The organism is Saccharopolyspora soli, assembly GCF_022678645.1.
Lineage (GTDB): Bacteria > Actinomycetota > Actinomycetes > Mycobacteriales > Pseudonocardiaceae > Saccharopolyspora > Saccharopolyspora soli.
Window position 1 is genome coordinate 38,141 of sequence record NZ_JALBWV010000049.1, and the last position, 24,564, is coordinate 62,704.

Annotated in this window: 21 protein-coding genes and 1 tRNA gene; 14 read left to right on the top strand and 8 right to left on the bottom strand. The window is 66.2% G+C overall.

Annotated elements, in window-relative coordinates; all coding sequences use genetic code 11:
• Window positions 1-19 precede the first annotated feature (19 nt).
• Entirely contained in the window at window positions 20-2,176 is a 2,157-nt protein-coding gene (gene uvrB / locus MOQ72_RS30700; RefSeq protein WP_308197996.1) for an excinuclease ABC subunit UvrB, read from the bottom strand.
• Window positions 2,177-2,284: 108 nt separating this feature from the next.
• Here uvrB and MOQ72_RS30705 point away from each other — a divergent pair, with 108 nt between their 5' ends.
• From MOQ72_RS30705 to MOQ72_RS30715, 3 genes are all read left to right on the top strand, one after another.
• On the top strand, window positions 2,285-2,716 hold the full coding sequence (locus MOQ72_RS30705; protein WP_242189237.1) for an SPW repeat protein: 432 nt from the start codon (window positions 2,285-2,287) through the stop codon (window positions 2,714-2,716).
• Between the two features lie 94 nt (window positions 2,717-2,810).
• Window positions 2,811-3,407: a ribonuclease FAU-1 family protein gene (locus MOQ72_RS30710; protein ID WP_242189238.1), complete on the top strand. Its 597-nt coding sequence runs from the start codon at window positions 2,811-2,813 to the stop codon at window positions 3,405-3,407.
• Between the two features lie 106 nt (window positions 3,408-3,513).
• Window positions 3,514-4,020, top strand: coding sequence for a DUF402 domain-containing protein (locus tag MOQ72_RS30715; RefSeq protein WP_242189239.1), 507 nt, complete (start codon window positions 3,514-3,516; stop codon window positions 4,018-4,020).
• Between the two features lie 82 nt (window positions 4,021-4,102).
• On the opposite strand, the gene coaE is transcribed toward MOQ72_RS30715, so the two are convergent.
• On the bottom strand, window positions 4,103-5,293 hold the full coding sequence (coaE, locus tag MOQ72_RS30720) for a dephospho-CoA kinase (RefSeq protein WP_242189240.1): 1,191 nt from the start codon (window positions 5,291-5,293) through the stop codon (window positions 4,103-4,105).
• Window positions 5,294-5,707: 414 nt separating this feature from the next.
• Window positions 5,708-7,216 (bottom strand): 30S ribosomal protein S1, encoded by a 1,509-nt coding sequence (rpsA, locus tag MOQ72_RS30725; RefSeq protein WP_242189241.1) that lies wholly within the window; start codon window positions 7,214-7,216, stop codon window positions 5,708-5,710.
• 297 nt (window positions 7,217-7,513) lie between these two features.
• On the opposite strand from rpsA, the gene MOQ72_RS30730 reads away from it, so the two are divergent.
• The 4 genes from MOQ72_RS30730 to MOQ72_RS30745 are packed head-to-tail and all read left to right on the top strand — an operon-like array spanning window position 7,514 to window position 12,033.
• Complete coding sequence (locus tag MOQ72_RS30730; protein WP_242189242.1) at window positions 7,514-8,374, top strand: class I SAM-dependent methyltransferase; 861 nt, start codon at window positions 7,514-7,516, stop codon at window positions 8,372-8,374.
• Window positions 8,375-8,383: 9 nt separating this feature from the next.
• Window positions 8,384-9,316 carry a GNAT family N-acetyltransferase gene (locus MOQ72_RS30735; RefSeq protein WP_242189243.1) on the top strand — a complete coding sequence of 311 codons (933 nt, stop codon included), beginning with the start codon at window positions 8,384-8,386 and terminating at the stop codon, window positions 9,314-9,316.
• A gap of 45 nt (window positions 9,317-9,361) precedes the next feature.
• A complete protein-coding gene (locus MOQ72_RS30740) occupies window positions 9,362-10,012 on the top strand; it encodes an ATP-binding cassette domain-containing protein (protein WP_242189244.1) in 651 nt (216 codons plus the stop codon).
• On the top strand, window positions 10,009-12,033 hold the full coding sequence (locus MOQ72_RS30745; RefSeq protein ID WP_242189245.1) for a YhgE/Pip domain-containing protein: 2,025 nt from the start codon (window positions 10,009-10,011) through the stop codon (window positions 12,031-12,033). Before MOQ72_RS30740 ends, MOQ72_RS30745 begins: the two co-directional genes overlap by 4 nt.
• A gap of 131 nt (window positions 12,034-12,164) precedes the next feature.
• On the opposite strand, the gene MOQ72_RS30750 is transcribed toward MOQ72_RS30745, so the two are convergent.
• Both MOQ72_RS30750 and polA read right to left on the bottom strand, forming a co-directional pair.
• Window positions 12,165-12,575, bottom strand: coding sequence for a VOC family protein (locus MOQ72_RS30750; RefSeq protein ID WP_242189246.1), 411 nt, complete (start codon window positions 12,573-12,575; stop codon window positions 12,165-12,167).
• A gap of 193 nt (window positions 12,576-12,768) precedes the next feature.
• Complete coding sequence (gene polA, locus MOQ72_RS30755; RefSeq protein WP_242189267.1) at window positions 12,769-15,414, bottom strand: DNA polymerase I; 2,646 nt, start codon at window positions 15,412-15,414, stop codon at window positions 12,769-12,771.
• A 202-nt stretch (window positions 15,415-15,616) separates the two neighbouring features.
• On the opposite strand from polA, the gene MOQ72_RS30760 reads away from it, so the two are divergent.
• Window positions 15,617-15,973: a PaaI family thioesterase gene (locus MOQ72_RS30760; RefSeq protein ID WP_242189268.1), complete on the top strand. Its 357-nt coding sequence runs from the start codon at window positions 15,617-15,619 to the stop codon at window positions 15,971-15,973.
• A gap of 7 nt (window positions 15,974-15,980) precedes the next feature.
• Here the strand turns inward: MOQ72_RS30760 and MOQ72_RS30765 are convergent, their stop codons facing one another.
• Both MOQ72_RS30765 and MOQ72_RS30770 read right to left on the bottom strand, forming a co-directional pair.
• Window positions 15,981-16,592: an ANTAR domain-containing response regulator gene (locus MOQ72_RS30765; protein ID WP_242189247.1), complete on the bottom strand. Its 612-nt coding sequence runs from the start codon at window positions 16,590-16,592 to the stop codon at window positions 15,981-15,983.
• Between the two features lie 119 nt (window positions 16,593-16,711).
• Complete coding sequence (locus MOQ72_RS30770; RefSeq protein ID WP_242189269.1) at window positions 16,712-18,019, bottom strand: amino acid permease; 1,308 nt, start codon at window positions 18,017-18,019, stop codon at window positions 16,712-16,714.
• A gap of 244 nt (window positions 18,020-18,263) precedes the next feature.
• Here MOQ72_RS30770 and MOQ72_RS30775 point away from each other — a divergent pair.
• From MOQ72_RS30775 to MOQ72_RS30800, 6 genes are all read left to right on the top strand, one after another.
• Window positions 18,264-18,337, top strand: a tRNA-Leu gene (locus tag MOQ72_RS30775).
• A gap of 75 nt (window positions 18,338-18,412) precedes the next feature.
• Window positions 18,413-19,681, top strand: coding sequence for a site-specific integrase (locus MOQ72_RS30780; RefSeq protein ID WP_242189248.1), 1,269 nt, complete (start codon window positions 18,413-18,415; stop codon window positions 19,679-19,681).
• A gap of 381 nt (window positions 19,682-20,062) precedes the next feature.
• Entirely contained in the window at window positions 20,063-21,202 is a 1,140-nt protein-coding gene (locus tag MOQ72_RS30785) for a DUF262 domain-containing protein (protein WP_242189249.1), read from the top strand.
• Between the two features lie 17 nt (window positions 21,203-21,219).
• The gene (locus MOQ72_RS30790; RefSeq protein WP_242189250.1) at window positions 21,220-21,846 is read left to right on the top strand and encodes an MAE_28990/MAE_18760 family HEPN-like nuclease; all 627 of its coding nucleotides are present in this window, start codon (window positions 21,220-21,222) and stop codon (window positions 21,844-21,846) included.
• A gap of 452 nt (window positions 21,847-22,298) precedes the next feature.
• Window positions 22,299-22,820: a hypothetical protein gene (locus MOQ72_RS30795; RefSeq protein ID WP_242189251.1), complete on the top strand. Its 522-nt coding sequence runs from the start codon at window positions 22,299-22,301 to the stop codon at window positions 22,818-22,820.
• A 73-nt stretch (window positions 22,821-22,893) separates the two neighbouring features.
• On the top strand, window positions 22,894-23,481 hold the full coding sequence (locus tag MOQ72_RS30800) for an NUDIX hydrolase (RefSeq protein ID WP_242189252.1): 588 nt from the start codon (window positions 22,894-22,896) through the stop codon (window positions 23,479-23,481).
• On the opposite strand, the gene MOQ72_RS30805 is transcribed toward MOQ72_RS30800, so the two are convergent.
• A complete protein-coding gene (locus MOQ72_RS30805) occupies window positions 23,428-24,561 on the bottom strand; it encodes an NsdA family TPR-like regulatory protein (RefSeq protein WP_242189253.1) in 1,134 nt (377 codons plus the stop codon). The two genes, MOQ72_RS30800 and MOQ72_RS30805, sit on opposite strands and share 54 nt — an antisense overlap.
• Window positions 24,562-24,564: the final 3 nt, after the last annotated feature.

Sequence of the window (24,564 nt, forward strand, 5' to 3'; positions counted from 1 at the left end):
CTAGCGCAGGGGCGCGTCGTCACTTGATGCCTGCGGCGTCCATGCCGCGGAGTTCCTTCTTGAGGTCGTGGATCTCGTCGCGGAGTCGGGCGGCGAGCTCGAACTGGAGTTCGCGGGCCGCGTTCATCATCTGGTCGTTGAGCTGCTGCACCAGGTCCGCCAGTTCGGCGCGCGGCATCGACTTGATGTCCCGGTCCTCGAGCAGCCCGGAGCTGGCCACGGCCTCCCCGGTGGGCTTCTTGCCGCGCGAGACGTTGCGGCCCGACCCGCCGACGGCCACCGACTCCTCGGTGTCCTCCGACTCGGAGTACACCCGGTCCAGGATGTCGGCGATCTTCTTGCGCAGCGGCTGCGGATCGATGCCGCGCTCCTCGTTGTAAGCCATCTGCTTGGCGCGGCGCCGGTTGGTCTCGTCGATGGCGTGCTGCATCGAGTCGGTGATCCGGTCCGCGTACATGTGCACCTGGCCCGAAACGTTCCGCGCCGCGCGGCCGATCGTCTGCACCAAACTGGTGCCGGAGCGCAGGAATCCCTCCTTGTCGGCGTCCAGGATGGACACCAGCGAGACCTCCGGCAGGTCCAGTCCCTCGCGCAGCAGGTTGATGCCGATCAGCACGTCGTACTCCCCCAGCCGCAGCTGGCGCAGCAGCTCCACCCGCCGCAGGGTGTCGACCTCGGAGTGCAGGTACCGCACCCGGATGCCCAGCTCCAGCAGGTAGTCGGTGAGGTCCTCGGCCATCTTCTTGGTCAACGTGGTGACCAGCACCCGCTCGTCGCGGTCGGCGCGCTCCCGGATCTCGTGCACCAGGTCGTCGATCTGGCCCTCGGTGGGCTTGACGATCACCTCGGGGTCGATCAGCCCGGTCGGCCGAATCACCTGCTCGACGAACTCGCCACCGGCCTGCGCCATCTCATATGGCCCCGGCGTCGCCGACAGGTACACCGACTGGCCGATCCGGTCGGTGAACTCCTCGAAGGTCAGCGGCCGGTTGTCCAGCGCGCTGGGCAGCCGGAAGCCGTGCTCTACCAGGGTCCGCTTGCGGGACGCGTCGCCCTCGTACATGCCGCCGATCTGCGGCACCGTGTAGTGCGACTCGTCGATGACCAGCAGGAAGTCGTCCGGGAAGTAGTCGATCAGGGTCGCTGGCGCCGACCCGGCGGGGCGGTCGTCGATGTGCCGCGAGTAGTTCTCGATACCGGAGCAGAACCCGACCTGGCGCATCATCTCGATGTCGTACTGGGTGCGCATCCGCAGCCGCTGCGCCTCCAGCAGTTTGTTCTGCTTCTCCAACGTGCCCAGCCGCTCTTCGAGCTCCTGCTCGATGCCGCGGATGGCCTTGTCCATCCGCTGCGCATCGGCCACGTAGTGCGTCGCAGGGAAGATCCGCAGGTCCCGCACCTCGCGCACGATCTCGCCGGTCAGCGGGTGCAGGTAGTGCAGCCGGTCGATCTCGTCGCCGAAGAACTCCACGCGCACCGCGAGCTCCTCGTAGGCCGGGATGATCTCCACGGTGTCCCCGCGCACCCGGAACGTGCCGCGGGCGAACGCGATGTCGTTGCGGGTGTACTGCACGTCCACCAGCGCGCGCAGGAACACGTCGCGGTCTATCTCACCACCGACCTCCAGCGGGATGGACCGGTCCAGGTACGACTGCGGCGTGCCCAGGCCGTAGATGCACGACACCGACGAGACCACCACGCAGTCGCGGCGGCTGAGCAGGTTCGACGTCGCGGAGTGCCGCAACCGTTCGACGTCCTCGTTGATCGAGGAGTCCTTCTCGATGTAGGTGTCGGTCTGCGGGACGTACGCCTCGGGCTGGTAGTAGTCGTAGTAGCTGACGAAGTACTCGACGGCGTTGTCCGGGAAGAAGCCGCGCAGCTCGTTGGCCATCTGGGCGGCCAGCGTCTTGTTCGGCTCCAGCACCAGGGTGGGCCGCTGGACGCGCTCGATCAGCCACGCGGTGGTCGCCGACTTGCCGGTACCGGTGGCGCCGAGCAGCACGACGTCCTTCTCCCCGGAGGAGATGCGCCGCTCCAACTCCTCGATCGCCTGCGGCTGGTCACCGGCCGGTCGGTAGTCGCTGACCATGCGGAACCGGCCGTCGATCCGCGGGATGTCGCTGACCGGCCGAAACTCGGAGTGCGCCAGTACGGGGTGCTCAGTCGCGAATGCCACGACAACCAATGTACGAGCCCACCCCGACATCGTGCTGCGTCACGGGGTGCTCAAACGGCTACCAGGGAAGATAATGGATTGCGTCACCCCAGTGCTGGAGGTGGTGTGATGTCGGGCAGCACACCTATCGCTGGGCATCCGGATCTCACCGAGATGCGCCTGCGCTACGAGCGGGCTTCCGAAACACCAACCGCTCAGGTGGCGGACGGACTCACCGTGCTCGGTGGCCTGTTCGTCGCATTGTCGCCGTGGATCACCGGGTTCGCCGCCTTGACTCCGTCGTTGGCGCTGAACAACCTGATCACCGGCCTGACCGCCACCGTTCTCGGGCTCTCCTTCGCGGCCGCCTACCACCGCACGCACGGCATCGCCTGGACCTGTCCGGTGCTGGGTGCGTGGACGATCGTGGCCGTGTTCGTGCTGAGCGGCACCGCCATCACGCTCAGCACGGTCCTGTGCAACGTGATCGGTGGGGCAGTCCTGATCCTCGCGGGCTTGGGGACGATGGCTCCGGCCATGGCCTCCCGCGCGACGACCTGACCCCGACTGATCGGAGGTGACGCATCACAAGTCGCAAACAGAAAGCGGGCGCGACGACCTTCGGACGTCGCGCCCGCCGCAATACAGTGGCAGGGTGACCACGCAGCGCGAGATCGCCGAACAGCTCGGTCTGCCCGTCCACCCGCCGAAGGTCGAGGTCTTCGACCTGTCCGCAGGTACCAACACCGACCCCAAAGGCCGCGTGCGCATGGTAGCGGAATATCGCCGCGAGCCGTTCGGTCTTTATCTCGCCCGCAGCATGCCGGGCCATCCCCGCCTCGCCGCCCTCGAATCGTGGTTGCTGCCCGAGCTGGGGCTGCGCGTGACGCGCTGGTACTGGCACCCGGGTCATGCCGAGGAAATCGACTTCTACCTGGACGTGGTGGACATCGAACCGGGCGAGCAGCGGTGGCGCACCGTTGATTACTACCTGGACATCGCGGTGCGGGATCGGCGCTCGGCGCAGTTGTTGGACATCGACGAATTCGTGGTCGCCGTGCAGGCGAAATTGTTGGACGCCGAGACCGCGGAACGCGCGATGCGGCACGCCTGCGAAGCCGTGGACGGGCTTGCCCGGCACCAATACGATCTGGCGAAATGGTTGCGGGACAACGCAATTGAGCTGTCCTGGCGTGGGCAACCTATCGAGGATCTCGTGCCTGGGCAGCGAAAGCTACCGCCAACCCGGTGACAGCGGGCGCACCAGCGGAATCGATACTCTACGAGCTCCAAAAAGTTACGTTAAAAACGGCTACTGTTGATCTTAGGGCGCGGTTTTGCCGTTACTGTCTGACGCCGTGAGCGCTGCGATTTCTCCTCAATTGGTGGAAGTCATCGACGTCTTCAGCTCGCGGCGTAGGCAGCCTTCGGGGGTCGTCGCGCAGTTGGACGTCTGCCATGTCGAGCGCTGGGGACTCGCCGTGGAGTGTTCGACGCCGGACGCTGTGGAGCACGACGCCGAGATCACCTGGCTGCTGCCCGAACTCGGGCTGCGGCTGACCCGCTACCGCCCGCGCAGCAGGCATTCGCTACCGGGTCCCAGCACGCTCACCGCGGTCCACATCGAACGCGAAACCCGGTCGTGGACCACTACAGACCTGCTGCTCGGCCTGGAGGTCGGCGAGGACCGCCGCGCGCGGATCACGCACGCCGCCGAGTTCGCGGCGGCGGTGGCCAGCGGCATGATCCGGCTCAGCGAGGCCGACTACGCACTGCGCACGGTGCACCGCACCCTGGAGGAAGTCACCCGCCACCGGGACATCAACCAGTGGCTCGCCTACCGAGGCATCTTCGAAGCCTGGTGATCACCCAATTGGCGAAGGGTGAGGGGCACCCGTGACCAAGTAAGTGGGTCACAGGTGCCCCTCACTCCGAAAAGATCGCTCGTTACGGGGTCCAGCCGGTCTGGTCGGCCCATTGCAGGGCTTTGGGGAGGGCTTCGGCCATCCAGGGTTCCTTGGCTTCCGCGTAGGCATCGTGGCTCGGGTCGGTCGCGTGCCGTGCCGCTACTTCGCGCTTGAGGTTCAAGTATTCGTCGCGGATCGCCTCGTCGGCGCGCAGCCAGGCGGGGAACAGCAGCGCCAGGCGCCAGGCGGGGGTGCCCTCGACGCGCACGTGCAGGTTCGCGTAGCGGCCGGGGTCGGCCGAGACGTGGACTCGCTTCGCCCAGAGCGCCGGGTCCGGCGCGAAGCTGTGCGGGGTGTCGCCGCGGATGTCCGACAGCACCGGGAAACCGGCCTCGCCCAGCGGATCGGCGAGCGCGTCGGCGTCCGCCAGCGAACGGACGGTCAGCTGCAGGTCGATGATGTCCTTCGCGGGAAGTCCGGGCACCGAGGTGGAGCCGATGTGGTCTACCCGCACCGCCTCGTTCCCAGCAGCCCGCTCGATCCGCGCGATCAGCCGCCGGGCCTGCCTGGGCCACTCCGGATCCGACTCGACGAGCTTCGGTGCGCGCTTCGGCGGGCGTTGGCGCAGCCGCACGTTCTCCTCGAACGGCACCAGCCGGTGCTGCCACAGCTCGTCGACCTGCGCCAGCACGTCATCGACCGGGCCGCTGTTGTCCAACCACACGTCGGCGACCTCGCGACGCTGCTCGTCGGTGGCCTGCGCGGCGATGCGGGCGCGCGCGTCCTGCTCGGCCAAGCCGCGGTCGACCAGCCGCCGCACCCGGTCCAGCTCCGGCGCGTCGACGATGATCACCAGGTGGTAGTTCGGCGCATAGCCGACCTCGACCAGCAACGGCACGTCGTGCACGACGATCGCGTCGGCCGGTGCCTGCGCCATCCGCTCGGCCGTCAGATCGCGGATCTTGGGATGCGTGATGGCATTGAGGTCGGCGCGCGCCGCAGTGTCGCCGAAGACCTTCTCGGCCAACGCTGGACGGTTCAACGCCCCGTCGGTGTCCAGGATCTCCGACCCGAACCGCTCGACGAGCTCGGCCAGCCCCGGGCTGCCCGGCTGCACCACTTCGCGAGCCAGCACATCGGAGTCGATGAGCACAGCGCCGCGCTCCACCAACCGCCGAGCCACTGTCGACTTCCCCGACCCGATGCCACCGCTGAGTCCCACCCGCAACACGCCGCCCATCCTGCCAGGGGTCGTGAGCGCCCAACCGGCCCGGACCAAACCACACCGCGTTCCCACCGGGCGCGAGGACGAAGTGAAGGGCACCTTCGACCGACTTAGAGGGTGCGCGGATTGGCTTGCGTGGCGGTGCGGGTAGCGGAACCTCAGAGGTCTTCTCGCTGTGGGATCCCCGACATCATGTATGTCCAAATACACCACGTCGGGGCTGTCCTCGCGAGAAAACCTCTGAGAACCCGCGGCGGTGCCAGCTGCGAGGGTGGGAGGAAGCGGCTGACGCCGCTTGCCTGACGACCCCCTCGACATGCCCAATCCGCGCGTTCTTAGCCGGTCACAGGTGCCCTTCACTCACGACAACGGCCCCGCACCTCGAAAGGCGCGGGGCCGGTCGTTGCTACCGTTCAGGCGTCACGCACCGCCGGAGAGCTTCTCCCGCAGGGCCGCCAGCTGCGCGTCGCTGGCCAGCGAGCCGCTGTCCTGCTCGTCGTTGGAGTTCGACGAGTAGTTGCCACCACCGCTGCTGGGCTGCTGCTCCTCGCCGCCACCGGCAGCGGCGGCCGCGGCGGCCTCCGCGTCGGCCTGGCGGGCCTTGGTGATCTGGGCGATGTGCTTCTCGTAGCGCGTGTGGGCCTCGGCGTACTGCCGCTCCCATTCCTCACGCTGCTTCTCGTAGCCTTCCTGCCACTCCTCGGTCTCCGGGTCGAAGCCCTCGGGGTAGATGTAGTTGCCCTCGTTGTCGTACTCGGCGGTCATCCCGTACTGGGTGGGGTCGAAGTCCGAGTCGGGGCTGAAGCCCTCGTTGGCCTGCTTCAGCGACAGCGAGATCCGGCGACGCTCCAGGTCGATGTCGATGACCTTGATCATCACCTCGTCGCCGACCTGGACGACCTGCTCCGGAATCTCCACGTGGCGCTCGGCCAGCTCGGAGATGTGCACCAGACCCTCGATGCCCTCGTCGACCCGGACGAACGCGCCGAAGGGCACCAGCTTGGTGACCTTGCCCGGCACGATCTGGCCGATCGCGTGGGTGCGGGCGAACTGCCGCCACGGGTCTTCCTGGGTCGCCTTCAGCGACAGCGACACGCGCTCCCGGTCCATGTCCACGTCGAGCACCTCGACGGTGACTTCCTGGCCGACCTCGACGACCTCGCTCGGGTGGTCGATGTGCTTCCAGGACAGCTCCGAGACGTGCACCAGACCATCGACACCACCGAGGTCGACGAACGCACCGAAGTTGACGATGGAGGACACGACGCCCTTGCGGACCTGGCCCTTCTGCAGCTGGTTGAGGAACTCGCTGCGGACCTCGGACTGGGTCTGCTCCAGCCAGGCGCGACGGGACAGCACCACGTTGTTGCGGTTCTTGTCCAGCTCGATGATCTTCGCTTCGAGCTCGCGGCCGACGTAGGGCTGCAGGTCGCGGACGCGGCGCATCTCCACCAGCGAGGCGGGCAGGAAGCCGCGCAGTCCGATGTCGAGGATGAGACCGCCCTTGACGACCTCGATGACGGTGCCGCGCACCGGCTCGTCCTTCTCCTTGAGCTCCTCGATGGTGCCCCAGGCGCGCTCGTACTGAGCGCGCTTCTTGGAGAGGATCAGTCGGCCTTCCTTGTCCTCCTTCTGGAGAACAAGCGCCTCGACGAAGTCGCCGACGGTGACGACCTCGGCAGGATCGACGTCGTGCTTGATCGACAGCTCGCGGGAGGGGATGACGCCCTCGGTCTTGTAGCCGATGTCGAGCAGCACTTCGTCGCGATCGACCTTGACGATGGTGCCCTCAACAATGTCCCCATCGTTGAAGTACTTGATGGTCTGGTCGACGGCGGCGAGGAAGTCCTCCTCCGTCCCGACGTCGTTCACTGCGACCTGCGGCTTGGTGGCGGCTGCAGTCGGGACGGTGGTGGTGTCGGTGGACATCAGGTGGGTTGCTCCGGTACGGATAGGTTGGTCGCTGGATCTACATTGTTGCCGCGCCACGGGCATCCGGCCAAGACCAGCTGGCTTGCTGGACCAGGAGATTCCGCTTCCCGACCGGCCCCCACCGCCGGGTGACCCGGTGCAGAAGAGCCGCCGACAAAAGACCCACGGCGCGGGCGGTATCGTACGCGCTTTCTCGATCGCCGGGCAAACTACCGTGCTCCTCGACGACCAGCGGGTCCCGGACGAGGACAATGCTCACGTCCGAGCAGTACCCACTATCGGCGAGGAGAACCCTTGACACGAGCCGACGAGCCAGCAGGCGACGAAACCCAGGGTAGCTCGGCAGAACAGTTGTTGGGCACAACCGGTGTGACCAAACGCACCGTGGGCGCGGCGGAATCGCGGTCCGCGAGCCGACTCTGGTGGGATGCCGACGCCGACGACTACCAAGCCGAGCACGGTGCGTTCCTCGGCGAAAGCGACTTCGTCTGGTGCCCGGAGCGGCTGCGCGAGCAGCGGGCCGGGCTGCTCGGCGACGTGCGCGGTAAGCGGGTGCTGGAGGTGGGCTGCGGCGCGGCTTCCTGCTCCCGATGGCTGGCCGACCAGGGTGCGCATCCGGTCGGCTTGGACATCTCGGCCGGAATGCTGCGGCATGCCGTCGAGTGCGGCGAGCGCAGCGGCACCGCGGTGCCGTTGGTGCAGGCGAGCGCGGACAGCCTGCCGTTCGCCGACGAATCCTTCGACCTGGCTTGTTCGGCCTTCGGCGGGGTGCCGTTCGTGGCCGACTCCGAGGCCGTGTTCCGGGAGGTCGCGCGGGTGCTGCGGTCGGGCGGCCGGTGGGTTTTCGCGGTGACCCACCCGATGCGGTGGATCTTTCCCGACGATCCGGGGCCGACCGGGTTGACCGCGACCCACTCCTACTTCGACCGGACGCCGTACCTGGAAGTCGACCGCATCGGCCGGGCCACCTACGTGGAGCACCACCGCACCCTCGGCGACTACGTCCGCCAGTTGCACGCCGCCGGACTCCGGCTGGTGGATCTGGTCGAACCGGAGTGGCCGGAGGGGCACACTCAGGTCTGGGGGCAGTGGAGTCCGCTTCGCGGTCGGCTGTTCCCCGGCACGGCGATCTTCGTCTGCGCCCTCGACGCCTAGGGAGATGTTTTGGCGACGGCACAGGAGTTGATGCAGGCGCAGTTCGCGCGGCTGGCCGCGTTGGACCCGCAGTTGCCGGACACCCACCAGTTGCCGTCCGACGGCGAGCCGATCGTGGCCCGGATCCCCGACGGCGGCACCGCGGCCGGGCTCGTCGTGCGGCACACCAATCCGCCCGGATCGGCGCAGAGCCTCTGGCAGGCGGGCGAGGTCTTCGAACTCTTCCCGATCGTCGGCGAGCAGCCGCGGGCGGGCATGGACGCGCTGTTGCGGGCGTGGCGCGGATGGCTGGCGACGCACACCTCACCGGGGCCCAACTCGTCCTGCATGGTCGTGTGGCCGAGCCGGGACGTCGCGGCGACGCGGGCCCTGCTCGACCACGGCTTCCTCCCGCTTTCCTGCCTGGCCGTGCGGCCCCCCAGCCCCGCTCCAGATACGAAACTGTCTGGTACCGTAAAAGTGCGTCGCGCCGGACCGGCCGACCTGGACGCCGTCGTCGAACTCACCCTGGCCGAGCTCGAATACGCCGCCCTGGTCGGTACGTCGACGTACCGCCCCGACGCTCCGCGGCTGAAGCGGACCGCTGCGCACGTGCGCCTGCACTCCAGCGATCCGGTGTGGCTGGCGGAGCAGGACGGGACGCCGGTCGCGGTCGCGGAATGCGGCTGGGTCGACACCGCCAAGTCCCCCAGCGGCTACCGGCTCCGGTCCGGCACGTGGGCGTACGTCAACTGCGTGTCGGTGCAGGAAAAGGTCCGCGGCACCGGCGTCGGCCAACTGCTGATGACCTTGGCGCACAACGAGTTCGCGCGCGCCGGAGTCGTCGGCAGCTTCCTGTACTACAACCCGCCCAACCCGCTGTCCTCGGTGTTCTGGCCCCGCCAGGGATACCGGCCACTGTGGACGATGTGGGAGGTGCGCCCGGCCACCGCGCTGCGCTGACGCTCGCCCGGCCGACGCACCGGCCGTGAGAGTCGAGGAGTCGGCGTGGAGATCGTCGCCACCGGCGTCGAGGTCACCGGAGCGCATGGACCGCTGCTGGCGCCCACCTCGCTGCGCGTGCGCAGCGGTCACGTCCTGCTGGTGACCGGTGACCCGAACTCCGGGCGCACCGCGCTGGCCTTGGCGCTGTCCGGCCGACTGCGCCCCAGTCGCGGCACCGTCCGCCTGGACGGCGCCATCGACGCGAATGCGCAGCGGCGCAGCGTCGCGGTCGTCGACGCGCCGCAGATCAGCGAGCCGGACGGTGCGCTGCCGGTGCGCGACGTGGTCGCCGAGGGTTTGAGCCTCGCGGGTCGCGGATCAGGGCGGCGCAAGGTCCGCGAGTGGCTGTCGGCTCACGCAGCCGCGGGCAACGAGCGGTTCGAGCACCTCGCCGGGTTCGAACGCACCCGACTGCTGGTCGGACTCGGCTGCGCGGCACGCTCGACCAAGGCCCTGGTGCTGGACTGCCCCGACCGCCACGGCGGCGACCCGACCGGTTGGTGCTCGCTGGCGACCCGCTGCGCCGAGCGCGGCATGGCCGTCATCGTCCTCTGCTCCCCGCACTCCGCCGACAAGCTGGGCATCGCGCCCGCTCGGATCGGCGCGGACAACCTCGAAACGTCCACTTTGGATCTCGTTGAAGGTCTGCGATGACTAGTTTCCGGCTCGCTGCCACCGAACTGCGCCGCCTCACTTCGGGCAAACTGCCAAAACTCGCGCTGCTCGCGGTCACCCTGGTGCCGCTGCTGTACGGCGCGATGTACATCTACGCGAACTGGGATCCCTACGGAAAGCTCGACTCCGTGCCCGCGGCCGTGGTCATCGACGACGCTGGTGCGCGGCGTGACGACGGCAGTCAGCTGCGGGCCGGTCAGGACGTGTACCGGGAACTCGTCGAATCCGGCACCTTCGACTGGCAACGCACCGACGAGCAGCAGGCCGGGGACGGTGTCGCCAGCGGCCGCTACACGTTCGCGCTGGTGGTGCCGAAGGACTTCTCCGCTGCCCTGCTCTCCCCCGCCGACTTCGCACCACGGCAGGCGAAGCTCCAGCTGATCACCAATGACGCCAACAACTACCTCGTCGGAACCATCGCCGACAAGGTGGCCTCCGAGGTGCGCAACGGGGTAGCCGCCAACGCCGGAACCGAGGCCGCGAACCAGTTCCTGCTCGGCTTCAGCACGGTGCACGACAAAACCGTCGAAGCGGCCGACGGCGCGGGCCAACTCGCCGATGGCGCCGGGCAACTCCACGACGGGCTGGGCCAAGCCGAACGCGGCACCGCGCAGCTGTCCACCGGTGCCCGCGAACTGCTCGACGGCCAAACCGAACTCGCCGCGGGTGCGAACCAGCTCTCCGACGGCACCCAAAAGCTCCACAATGGACTGGACGAGCTGCGCGGATCGACCGCTGCACTGCCCGAGCAGACCGCGAAGCTCGCCGACGGCGCGGAGCAGGTCGCGGCGGGGAACGAGGAACTCGCGGCCAAAGCTGAAGTGCTCGGCGGGGTTTCGCAGGAAATCGCGGACCACCTGGACGAGACCAAGGCGCGCCTGGCCGACCAGCTCCGCCAAGCCGGGACGGACGGGACGACGGTGCAGCGCATCGTCGCAAGCCTCGACCAGCTGGGCAGCCCCCTTACCGAGGCCAACGGCAAGGTCCAGACGCAGGTCGGCCAACTGCGCGCGCTCGCCGACGGATCCCGCCAGGTCGCCGACGGCAACCGGCAGCTGGCCAACGCGACGCCGACCATGACCGGCGGCATCGGCCGCCTCGCTGAAGGTGCGGCCCAGGTCGACGACGGCGCGCACCAGCTCCGCGACGGCCAACAGCAGGCCCTGGCCGGGACCAGGCAGCTGAGCAGCGGAGCCGACCAGCTCGCCGGTGGCACCAGGCAACTGACCGACGGCTCGGGTCAGCTCGCGGACGGGTCGAACACGCTGGCAGCGGAACTGGGCAAGGGAGCGAACGACATCCCGAACCCGGATGAGCGGACCCGCACCGCCACCGCGGACACCATCGGTGACCCCGTCGCCATCGACACCCAGGCCCAGGTCCGGGCCGACACCTACGGCGCCGGGCTGGCCCCGTTCTTCCTGGGGTTGGCGCTGTGGATCGGCGGCTTCGTGCTGTTCCTGCTGATGCGACCGCTGTCCAGCCGCGCGCTCGCAGCCGGTGTCGCGCCGTGGCGCATCGCGCTCGGCGGCTGGCTACCCGCCGCCGCTGTCGGCCTGGTGCAGGCGGTGCTGCTGTACCTCGTCGTGGTCTTCGGGGTGGGCGTGCACCCGGCGCACGCCTGGTGGACGCTCGGGTTCCTGGTGCTGACCTCGTTCGCCTTCACGGCGGTGGTGCACTCGCTGAACGCCGCGTTCGGGCCGAAGGGCAAGTTCATCGCCCTGGTCATCCTGGTGCTGCAGCTGGTCACGGCTGGTGGCACGTTCCCGTGGCAGACGATCCCGGAACCGCTGCACCCGCTGCACCAGGTGCTGCCGTTGAGCTACGTGGTCAGCGGCCTGCGCCACCTGCTCTACGGCGGAGCCAGTACGGCGTCGGTGACGAATGCGGTCGCAGTGCTGCTCTGCTACCTGGTCGCGGCGCTGCTGCTGAGCACCATCGCGGCATGGCGCCAACGGATCTGGACCCCGAGCCGCCTCAAGCCCGAACTGTCCCTTTAGCTCCGCGCGCCCGTTCCGCGCACCAGCGCGGGTGGTGGAACTGGCTGAACCCCAAGGCTCAGATGCGTGGCAGTGCACGAGCAAGTGCAAGGATATCCAGTTTGGACTGATTTCTCCGAAACCGGAATCTGCTACTGGGCAACGGCCTCGTCGGCGGGCTCGTCGTAGCGGGCGATCTCGATCAGGTTGCCGTCCGGGTCGCGCAGGTACAGCGAGGTGATCGCGCCCTCCGCGCCGATCCGGGAAACCGGACCCTCTTCGATGCGCACCTCGTTGGCGCGCAGGTGTTCCTGGACCTCGGCGAGCGGGCTGGCCGTGACGAAGCACAGGTTGGCCGAGCCGGGCACCGGGTGCGTCGCGGTCGGCTCCACCAGTTCGCTGGCCGCGTGCAACTTGATGGTCTGCCGACCGAAGCTCACCGCCCGTCGATCGCCGGGGAAGGTCACCGGCGTCATGCCGAGGATCTGCTCGTAGAACTCCACTGCTCGATCGACATCGGCGACGGTGAGGACCAGATGGTCGACTCTGTCGATGCTGATCATGCTCCTCCTCGGGGTTGGCGCGGAAGCGGATTCGGGGTATCCGCACCGTTCTGCGCGCCCGCCGGAAGGTACGGCCGTGCGCGCCGTCGCGACCGGTAGCGCCTAGGCAGGCTATCCGCACCGGTGCGCGGCGCGTGCAAGCGGGCCCGCCGACGGTGATGTCCACCATCCGAAGACGGCTCCGCCGATCAGCTCAGTGCGCGGCGGCGTCCCACGACCGACCCACGCCGACGGAAACCTCCAGCGGCACGTCCAGCTGGTACGCCGAACCCATCTGGTCGCGCACCAGCTTCTCCACCTCGGCGCGCTCGCCGTCGGCGACCTCGATGATCAGTTCGTCGTGCACCTGCAACAGCATCCGCGACTGCATGTCGTTGTCCCGCAACGCACGGTGCACGCCCAGCATCGCGACCTTGATGATGTCCGCGGCGCTGCCCTGGATCGGCGCGTTGAGCGCCATCCGCTCGGCCATCTCCCGCCGCTGGCGGTTGTCGCTGGTCAGATCCGGCAAGTACCGCCGACGCCCCAGGATCGTCGAGGTGTAGCCGTCCTTGCGCGCCTGGTCGACGACCTCCCGCAGGTAGTCGCGGACCCGGCCGAACCGCGCGAAGTAGGCGTCCATCTGCGCCTTGGCGTCCTCGGCGGAGATCCGCAGCTGCTGCGCCAGCCCGTAAGCCGACAGGCCGTAGGCCAACCCGTAGGACATCGCCTTGACCCGGCGTCGCAACTCGTGGTCGACCTCCTGGATCGGCACGCCGAACGCCCGCGAAGCCACGTAGTTGTGCAGGTCTTCACCGGTGCGGAACGCCTCGATGAGCCCCTCGTCGCCGGAGAGGTGCGCCATGATGCGCATCTCGATCTGGCTGTAGTCGGCGGTCATCAGCTCCGCGTAGCCGCTGCCGACCACGAAGACCTCCCGGATGCGGCGGCCTTCCTCGGTGCGGATCGGGATGTTCTGCAGGTTCGGCTCGGTCGACGACAGCCGCCCGGTGGCCGCGATGGTCTGGTTCAGCGTGGTGTGGATCCGCCCGTCGTCCGAAATGGACTTCACCAGACCGTCCACAGTGGTCTTCAACCGGGTGGCGTCGCGGTGCTCCAGGAGGTGCTGCAGGAACGGGTGCTCGGTCTTCTCGTAAAGCGTCTGCAACGCCTCCGCGTCGGTGGTGTAACCGGTCTTGGTGCGCTTGGTCTTCGGCATGTTCAGCTCGTCGAAGAGCACCACCTGCAACTGCTTCGGCGAGCCGAGGTTGATCTCCTTGCCGATCACGTCGTAGGCGTCCTGCGCGGCCTGCTTGACGCGCGCCGCGAAGTGCGCGCCCAGTTCGTCGAGCTGGTCGGCGTCCACCGCGATGCCCGCGCTCTCCAACTCGCTTAGCACCAGCAGCAACGGCAGCTCCAGATCGGTGAGCAGGCTGCGGCTGTCGATGCGCGCCAACTCCGCATCGAGCGCGTCAGCCAGTTCGGCCACCGCCCGCGCCCGGACCAGCTCGGCCGCCGCGGCCTTCTCCCTGGACTCCGCCTCGTCTTCCAGCAGTGACAGCTGCCCGTCGTCCTCGCCCTGCTCCGCGCGCAGCTCGCGCTGCAGGTAGCGGACGACGAGGTCGGGCAGTTCGAAGGACCGCTGCCCCGGCCGCACCAGGTACGCCGCCAGCGCGGTGTCGCTGGTCAGGCCCGCCAGCGTCCAACCGCGGTCGCGGATGGCGTGCAGCGCGCCCTTGACGTCGTGCGCCGCCTTGGTGGTCGCCGGATCGGCCAGCCAGGCCGCCAGCGCCTGTTCGTCGTCCGCGGTCAAGGCCGTGACGTCGATGAACGCACCAGCGCCGTCGGCGGTGGCCAGGGCGATGCCGGCCAGATCACCGCGGCCGCGCGCCCACTGCCCGGTGCACGCGAGCCCGACCCGGTTGCCGTTGCGGGCATGCTTGTCCAGCCACCCGGAGAGCTGGCCGGGCTGCACCACGCCACCGGAGATCTCGAAGCCCTCCTCGACCTCGGGTTCGGCGCTGGACAGCGTCGCGAACAGCCGGTCGCGCAGCACCCGGAACTCCAGGTCGTCGAACAGCCGGTGCACCGCGTCGCGGTCCCAGGGGCGCGTCGCCAGCTGTTCGGGCGTGGCCTCCAGCGGGACGTCGCGCACCAGCTCGGTCAGCTGCCGGTTGAGCAGCACCGACGACAGGTTCTCCCGCAGCGCATCGCCGACCTTGCCCTTGACCTCGTCAACCCGGTCCACCAGCTCGCCGAGCGACCCGAACTGCTGGATCCACTTGGTGACGGTCTTCTCCCCCACGCCCGGGATCTTCGGCAGGTTGTCCGACGGATCGCCGCGCAGCGCCGCGAAGTCCGGGTACTGCTGCGGCGTCAGGCCGTACTTGTCCTCGACGGCCTGCGGCGTGAAGCGGGTGAGCTCCGAGACGCCCTTGGTCGGGTACAGCACCGTGACGTCGTCGGTGACCAGCTGCAGCGCATCCCGGTCACCAGTACAGATCGAGACGTGGAAGCCCTGCCCGGCGGCCTGCGTCGTCAACGTCGCGATGATGTCGTCGGCCTCGTAGTTCTCCTTGCTGAGCACCGGGATGTGCAGCGCCCCGAGGACGTCCTGGATGAGGCTGACCTGGCCGCGGAACTCGTCCGGGGTGGCGCCGCGGTTGGCCTTGTACTCGGCGTAGGCGTCGCTGCGGAAGGTCTTGCGGGAGACGTCGAAGGCGACCGCGAGGTGGGTGGGCTGCTCGTCGCGCAGCAGGTTGATCAGCATCGAGGTGAAGCCGTAGACCGCGTTGGTGTGCTGCCCGGTGCCGGTCTGGAAGTTCTCCTTCGGCAGGGCGTAGAAGGCGCGGTAGGCCATCGAGTGGCCGTCGATGAGCAGCAGGCGTCGGTCCTCGGAATCCGTCACGGCGGCGAGTCTAGGCTGAAGCTCCGACACCGTGTGACCGGAGGCGGAGGAGGACCCAGGGGTGGCTGCGCTCGACAGCGGTGAGGCGACGACCAGCGAGAACGACCGGTCGGACCCGGTGCTGCGGGCTGCCGACGAGCAGCTCACCGAGCGGATGGGCATCGAGATCGTCGAATGGGGCCCCGATCGAGTGATCGGCACGATGCCGGTCGCCGGTAACCGCCAGCCGTACGGCCTGCTGCACGGCGGGGCGAACGCGGCGCTGGCCGAGACCGTCGGGTCCATCGCCGCGGCCCTGCACGCCGGTGCGAACCGGGTCGCGGTGGGCCTGGAGCTGTCCTGCACGCACCACCGCGCGGCCACCGAAGGAGTGGTGACCGGCGTCGCCACGCCCCTGCACCAGGGACGCACGACGGCGACCTACGACATCGCGATCACCGACGAGCAGGGTCGGCGAACCTGCTCCGCGCGGCTGACCTGCGCATTGCGCGACCAGCCGCCCGGCCAGTGAGCAGTGTTCAGGAGAGGTTCTCCAGCACCGCTTGGGCCACCGCCTTCATGGTGGTCCGGCGGTCCATGGCGGTGCGCTGCAACCAGCGGAACGACTCCGGCTCGGAGAGGTTGTGCTGGCTCATCAGCAGGCCCTTGGCCCGCTCGATGGTCTTGCGCGCTTCCAGCCGCTCGGTCAGGTCGGCGACCTCGGCCTCCAGCGCCTGCACCTCGGTGAACCTGGACACCGCCAGTTCGATGGCAGGCACCAGGTCGCGCTTGGCGAACGGCTTGACCAGGTAGGCCATCGCCCCCGCGTCGCGCGCCCGCTCGACCAGGTCGCGCTGGCTGAACGCGGTCAGGATCACCACCGGCGCGATGCGCTCACCGGCGATGTTGGAGGCGGCCTCGATGCCGTCCATCTTCGGCATCTTGATGTCCAGGATGACCAGATCCGGGCGCAACTCCTCGGCGAGCCGAACGGCTTCCTGCCCGTCCCCGGCCTCACCGACGACCTGATAGCCCTCCTCGCGGAGCATTTCCACCAGGTCGAGCCTGATCAACGCCTCGTCCTCGGCCACGAGTACGCGACGTTCGACGGGCCTGGCCTCGCGTGTGTCCTCGGCAGCCGGCGTCGTCACCGGGGTCCTCCAGTAGAACTCGGGTCCGCCGATGCGGTTTGCATCGGAAACCGCAGCTTACCGGGTACAACTTCACGCCGAGGTAAACACGCGACGTGACCATTGCGACATCGGGCCGATCAAGGACGAGCCGCCCGCCGCCGCACGAACAGCAGGTAGATCAGCACGATGGCGGCAAGGCTGATCAGGCTGAGGGTGAGCTGCGAACGGATCTCCGCGATGGCGCCCATCGTGACGATCACCGCGGCGATCACGATCAAGGTGGCCCAGGTCAAGTAGGGGAAGAACCACATCCGCAACTTCAGCCGTTCCGGCGCCTCCCGTTCCAGCCGCCGCCGCATTCGCAGCTGGGAGAGCGCGATGATCGCGTAGATGAACAACGCGACGGCCCCGGCGGAGTTGATGATGAAGTAGAAGATCGTGTCCGGTGAGACGTAACTGGCCGCGACGGCGACGTATCCGATCAAAGTGGACAGCAGGATCGCCTTCCACGGCACCCCACGACCGTTGACATCGCGAACCCAGCTCGGCGCGAACCCGCGCCGCTGCAAGGCGAAGAGCATCCGCGAGGCGGTGTAGAGCCCGGAGTTGAGCACCGAGATCACGGCGGTGAACACCACCACGTTCACCACGACCTCGGCGGCGGGCAACCCGAACCGGGCGAAAGCAGCGGCGTACGGGCTGTCGCCGTCGGCGGGAATGTCCTGCCAGGGCGTGATCATCACCAGCAACGTCACCGAACCCACGTAGAACAGCAGCACCCGCCACACCACGGCCCTGGTCGCCTTGGCGACCGACTTCTCCGGCTCGTTGGACTCGGACGACACGATGGTGACGATCTCGGTGCCGAAGTAGGAGAAGATCACGATGACCACGCCGTGCAACACGGCGAAGCCGCCCTTGGCGACGAACCCGTCGAGCGCGATGTTGCCGACCGAGAACTCCGCCCCCGGCCAAATCCCGAGCACGAAAATGGTCCCGCACACCAAGAAGATCACGATCGTGATGACCTTGATGGACGCCAACCAGAACTCGGTCTCCCCGAAAGACCGGACCGAAACCAGGTTCGTCGCGGTGAGCAGGAACATCAGCACCAGCGAGATCACCCACTGAGGCACCGCGGGAACCAGCGGGTTCACCAACTCGGCGCCGACCACGGCCTCGAAGGCGACGACGCCGACCCAGTAGTACCAGTACAGCCAACCGATGGTGAACCCCGCACCGTTGCCCAACGAAGCCCGCGCGTACTCCATGAACGACCCGAGCGCGGGAGCGGCGGTGGCCATTTCGCCGAGCATCCGCATCACCAGTACGACGATCAGCCCGCCCAACGCGTAGGACAGCACGGCTGCGGGCCCGACGGTGGAGATCACGGCGCCGCTACCGATGAACAGACTGGCGCCGATGATGCCGCCGAGCGCGATCATCTGCAGGTGCCGGTTCTTCAGACTCCGCCGAAGCCCAACATCATCGGAATCGTCGGCGACGGCCCCAACCCTGGCTTCATCAACCACAACAGCCCCCGGCGTAAATTCGGCGTAGAAGCTGCGAACCTAACCCGCAATGATCGAAAACCACCAGGGTCCCGAACCAGGACAAACAAGACAAGAAAGCCCCGGCACCCTCCCAAAGAGGGTTGATCAAGGATCGAGTATGCTGACGACCGAACCAGCCCCCGTAGCCCAATCGGCAGAGGCAGCGGACTCAAAATCCGTCCAGTGTGCGTTCGAGTCGCACCGGGGGCACAGCGCCTGACCTGGCGTTACAAGTGAAGGTGTGGATCATGATCTGGTCCAGTGGGTGCGGCCTTGGGTGCGAGTATGCTCAAGGCCATGAGTCGTGCTCGGGCTGAGGGCCGTCAACGCGGCCGAATCGAAGAACGCGGGAAGACCCTCCGCGTCATCGTCTACGCAGGTACGGACCCCGTAACCGGCAAGCGGGCCTACCTCCGCGAGACCATCAACGGCACAGACAAGGCGGCACAGAAGCTCGCGGAGAAGGCGCTGAACAAGCTGCTGGCCCAGGTCGACGGCCAGCGCTCCGCCCCGTCATCGGTGAGCCTGTCGTACGCGCTCGCCGAGTGGATGCGCACGAGCGAGATCGAAGACAGCACCCGGCACACCTACGAGGGCTACATCAACCGCTCCATCGTGCCCGCACTCGGCGACACTGCCGTAAACAAGATCTCGGCTCGCATGCTGGAGAGCTTCTACACGGAGCTTCGACGCTGCCGTCGCCGCTGCGACGGCAAGCCGTATGTCGAGCGCCACAAGAAGAGCGGCGAACACGACTGCGCGACCGAGCAATTCCGAGCGCACGAGTGCAAGCCAATGGCCGCTTCGACGGTCCGACAGATTCACGCGATCATCAGCGGCACCCTCGACGCCGCCGAGCGCTGGGACTGGATCAGCTCGAATCCTGCCCGCGTGGCCCGCAAGCCGAGGCAGAAGCGCCCGGAACCAGACCCGCCGACCCTGGCCGAGGCCGCCCGGCTTTCCGAAGAGGCGTTCCGCATGGACGACGACTGGGGAACGCTCGTCTGGCTCGCGATGACCACAGGCATGCGCCGAGGGGAACTCGTTGGCCTCCGCTTCTCTCGCATCGATCTCGACGAAGAAGTGATCGACCTGCGCCGAAACTGGGTACGCGGCAAGGAAAAGGACACCAAGACCCACCAGAACCGTCGCATCGCGCTCGACTCCGAAACCGTCGTCTTGCTGCGGGAACACAAGGCACGCGTCTGCGACCGCGTGAAGGCGTTGGGTCTGCCGTTCACCGATGACGTGTTCGTCTTCAGCGGCACCAAGACCCCGGACCACTCCGAGCCCTACTCGCCGAACGCCGTCACCCAGCGATACAAGGACATGGCCGACCGGCTGGGTATCGACACCCACCTACACGCGCTGCGCCACTACTCAGCGACCGAGCTCCTAACGGCAGGCGTCGACCTTCCTACCGTCTCCGGCCGCCTCGGCCACGGCGGAGGAGGAGCAACAACCCTCCGCGTCTACGCAGCCTGGGTAGCAGCCTCCGACCGCAAAGCCGCCGAAATCCTCGGCTCTCGCATGCCAAAGCGGACCAGAAGTTAGAGTGAGCTTGGCCGCCGTGTTGCGGTTCTCGGATTGTCGGCACACCCATAATCTGACGGGTGATGAATTCGCTTGCCCCAAGGTTTGCCGAAGCCGTGCGTCTTCGTTAGGCATCCGCACCCTGCGTTAACGCACTGCGTCGCCTCATTTGTCGTTGTTACGCCAGCTATGGCCGGTGGGCGCGCCTGGATGTACCTCCGCGGCGACGCTGTCAGATGTCGCTGCCTTCCAGCCCAGGGGGCTCAGCCGGTCCCGACGCCGGTTGAGGTTGGCACCCCGGCCGTGCACAGTCTCTCCGCGAGAGGATCATACATCCGGAAGGCAGTAGGTACTGCTTAGAGATCCGGTAAGCTTACAATCCCCCGCAGAAAAGGATGCTACATGCAAAGCTTGCAGGAAGAAATCGACGAGCGCGCACAGGAGATTCACACAGATCGATACAGCATGTCGATCAGTGAAGCCGTAGCAATGTATAGCGAAGGCGATCTCGAGATTCACCCGGAATTTCAGCGAATTTTTCGATGGACGATTGAACAGCAATCGCGACTAATCGAAAGCATATTTCTTGGAGTCCCGATTCCGCCGATCTTTGTTGCTCAGAGGCAAGACGGCGTCTGGGATGTCGTCGATGGCGTTCAAAGACTTTCGAGCATCCTTCGCTTTATGGGTGTTCTTAGGGACGAGGACAAGAAGAAGGTCGGTGCCATACCGTTGGTCGCGTCCGACTATTTGAAGCACCTAAAAGGGATCGTCTGGGACTCCGAAGTGGAGATAGCGAACGGGTTTAAATCTAACAACACGCAGTCCTTGACCGACGCACAACGTCGGGTTTTCAAGCGCGCTAGAATTGATTTCAACATTGTCCAGAAAGAAAGCGACGAAAGGGCAAAGTTTGATCTATTTCAACGGTTGAACAGCGGGACTCGCCTTTCCGAACAAGAGGCTCGAAACTGTCTCGCAGTAATGCTCGATCCCAAGTTCGCGAGATGGTTGAATGAGCTGTCCAAACTGCCCGAGTACGACGCCGTAATGGACATTTCGGAGACCAAAGAGCAGGAATCTTATGGAGTGGAATCAATCCTTCGTTATCTAGCATTCGCGAACGCGCCCCATTCCGAGCTCAAGAAGATGGGCGACGTCGGCGAGTACCTAACCCGCAAGATGCGAGCGTTTGTTGAAGATCCACACTTTAACCGAGATGAGGAGGAAGAGCGATTCAAGTTCGTCTTCACTACCCTATTTTCCTTGCTAGGAAAGAACGCATTTAAGCGTCCTACTAACAGCGGAAATACCTCAGGACGTTTCAGTATATCCGCATTCGAAGCCATATCGAGCGGTCTGGCACGAAACTACACTCGCTGGCGAGAAATGACGATCGAAGAACGTTCGGAAACGCTACCACAGGCTATCGATCGCCTTTGGAATGACGATTCTTTCAATGAGCGCGCAGGAGGAGGAAAACGAGCCAACCAGCGCATTCCGTATATGGTAGAGGCCGGAGAGCGAGCTTTTGGAAGCTAGGGGAACCCTTGTCTACAGTGGAAGATCTAGAGGATCAGCTTGACGAGGATTTCGCTTGGCGAAGGGCTGAAATGCACAGCCTGCTATCCCAAGTGCGAGCTTCTACTCCTGGCCCTGCGCAACGATGCTTATGTCGTGCTGGAGTCGCTCTGCTATACGCTCACTGGGAAGGCTATACCAAGCTTGCGCTCGCGAGATACCTAAAGTTTGTTTCGCGCAGAAAACTGCAAGCCAGCGAGCTAAGTCCGAACTTTCTTGCGCGCGCGGTCGAACACTCAATGCGACGGGGGACAGGCAAGACAGAAACCGAGGTGGCAATAGAACGAATAAAATGGATAATCGAAAATGAAAAATGTCGTCCCCATATACCAAACAACGAAGAGATTGACACGAAGAGCAACCTCAACAGCGAGGTATGCAAAGACTTATTTATCTCACTTGGACTTGATTTCTCTCCACTTGCCACCAAAGTCAACCTTATTGACTATGAGTTGCTGCGCTCTCGAAACAAGATAGCACACGGCGAATACGTTGCGATAGACAACAAGGATTACATTGCCCTTCACGACGACGTTCTTGAGATTATGGATACGGTTCGTCGATTAGTCTCCACGGCTGCAAGCCAGAAGCTATACCGTCGTTAAGGCGGCGCGGGCTAAATTGACGGCCACACCGCCCCCACCTACGAGAGAGCGCCTCTGCCCTCACCCCATCGACCTGGCGAGGCCCAGTCAGGCCGTCAAGGGACAACATGCCATGTTCACGGGAGGCTCCGGCGTGAGCTTGCCCCGTTGACTCAGCCTAATAGCCCTCTGGGAGGTCGATGGGGTGAGGGCAGAGCAGTCCGAACCACAGCGCTCGAACAGCGTGCCCCTCACCCTGTTGGCCTGCCCGTCCGGCGAAACATCTCCCGCGCTCCAGCGTGCCCCTTCTGCGGCTCGGGGCCGTCTGCCTTCCCGTCTGGCCGCGCGGTCCGGGCAGACAATCCCAGCAAAGCCCCTCAGCCAAGAGCCGGTATCACGTTGCGTGATCACCACCTGAACAGCCATCCCGTTAGTTCGGCTCTCAATACGAACTCGACGCTACCTTGTTGTTCATGACTGATCAGGATCGGCGTTCGGCGATATTGGCTGGGGTTTGGGCCGTGGTGGACCAGGCCGATGTTGCGGCCGGAACCGAGGAAGGGCGGCGGCGCGGCTGCTACAGCCGGGGGCAGTACGAGAGGGCTTGCGCTGCGGTGGGCGTTAAGCCGCTGTCTGATGCCATGTGCGAGTCGCCGGAAGCAAGCGCAATGCCAGCTATGAACGAAACGGATGTTGCGGTGCACGTGGCGTACAGATTGCACCAAAATCGCCGTGGAGGGCTGTCTGACGAGCGACGGGCACAGCGCGAGCGGTGGCGCGACAATCTGAAGCGACGTTTTCCGAGTGGGCTAAGCCGGGCTGAGTACGAGCAGGTTTGCGCCGAGCATGGGATCGATCCGGCTCCTGAATCCGAGATCGACGAGCTGAAAGTGCGGTACTTCGCCGACGAGACCGGCCGAATCGCGGCGATCGGTGAGGAGCTGGCGTCGTGGCGCTCGACTGGTCGGTTTGAGGAGCGGGAAGGCCGCCGTTAACCGCTTTGCCCCTGGTCACAGGACCGGTCGTCGGCTGCTGCTTCGGCTGAATTGCGGCCGTAGGCTGCCCGGTGTGAGTGATGAGCGCGGAGCATGGAAGACCTATGGAGAGCGGATCGTCTACGACAACCGCTGGGTACGGCTGGGACTCGCCGACGTTGAAGCGCCGAACGGGCAGCGCTGGGAGTACCACGTTGTCCACCTTGCCCGGATTGCCATTGCGCTGATTGTGGACGACCAGGACCGGGCACTGATGTTGTGGCGGTATCGGTTCCCCACCGACCAGTGGGGATACGAGCTCCTAGGCGGCATGGTCGACGATGGGGACGACTCCGCCGGTACGGCGGCCCGCGAGGCTGCCGAGGAGAGCGGCTGGGAACCGATCGGCGAAGCTGAGCACCTGGTCAGCTTCGAGCCGTTGCCAGGGCAAGTCACGGCCCCCGTAGACGTGTACTTGTGGCACGGTGCGAAGCACATCGGTGACCCAACGGATACCGAGGAAGTAGGTCGTGTTGAGTGGGTGCCGCTCTCGCGCGTGGCAGAGCTGGCGCAGCGGCAGGAACTTCTCGGATCGGGAACCCTGGTCGCCTTGCTGTACTACCTGGAGTCACGCCGCACCGGCCGCACTGCCGGGCAAGATCAGACCGTCAAGGCGCCGTAGCTGTCGGTCAGACTTGATCTGAGATGCCAGACGCCGCGCTTGCCGGGAGTGGTCGAGCGCGGCGTCACGATCGCCAGCCGCCGCAAAGGCGAAGGCAAGGTCAACCAGAAGTCCTGTCCGCGCTCTCACGAACGCGGCCGGAAGGCGCGGCAGGGCATCGGTGAGTTGGTCGATTGCCTCCGGCTCGCCGAGCTTGCTCAGCGCGTTACCTCGCCACCGGTCAAGGTGCGAGTCACCTAGGAACAGAAACGGCAGCGCGGCGTCGACTGGATCGGCAGGCAGCAATGCATCCGCCGCATCGAAGGCACGCAAAGCGCCTTCTCGTTGGCCTGCCGAGGCGAGCCCCTCACCGTGCGCAGCGGCCAACCACGCGCGCAGCAGCGGTGGCGCAGCTTGTTCGGCGAGTTTGCGGGCGTGAGCGAGCTGCTCGACGGCGGCGGAGCTCTCGCCGATATCGATCAGGACGAAGGCTTGCTCGGCTGTGGCGTGCGCCAGCAAGGCTGGGGACATCGCTTCACGCGCCGCCGCTTTCGCGCGTTCGTAGTGCTCCCACGCTTGGCTGATCGCATTGCGGTCGAGCGCTTCCCAACCGGCCAATGTAGACGCTTCTGTGAGAGCGCCCGCGAGGCTTTCCCGTTGGCTGCTCACGGTGTTGTAGCTGAGCAAGCCCTCGACTTGTTGGATGGTGCTGCGGAGCTGGTCGAGAAGTGTGATTCCGCCGAACCGGCGGTCGACGTGTCGCGCGTCGTTGATCTGTCGACGGAACACGTCGACCGTCTCGGCGTCAACGTGTCGTGCCATCGCCAGGCGAGAGCGGAGTTCGGCAGCGTCGCCGTCGTCTGGCTCCGGCGGGAAGCCAAGCTCGGGGTCGGTGCGGCCGTAGACGTCTCGGAACAGCCGCCGGTATGGCTGGCTTACCGTTTCGTGGCCGTTCTCCCAACGGGAAAGCTTGGTTTTCAGGCTTGCGGGAGTCATCACCGGAATATCGAGCGCTTCCGCTCGCCGTAGCAGCATCCGAATGACGTTGTCAGCGGAGTAGCCGAGCTGCTTGCGCACCACCTGAAGTCGCGTCTCCGCCATCAG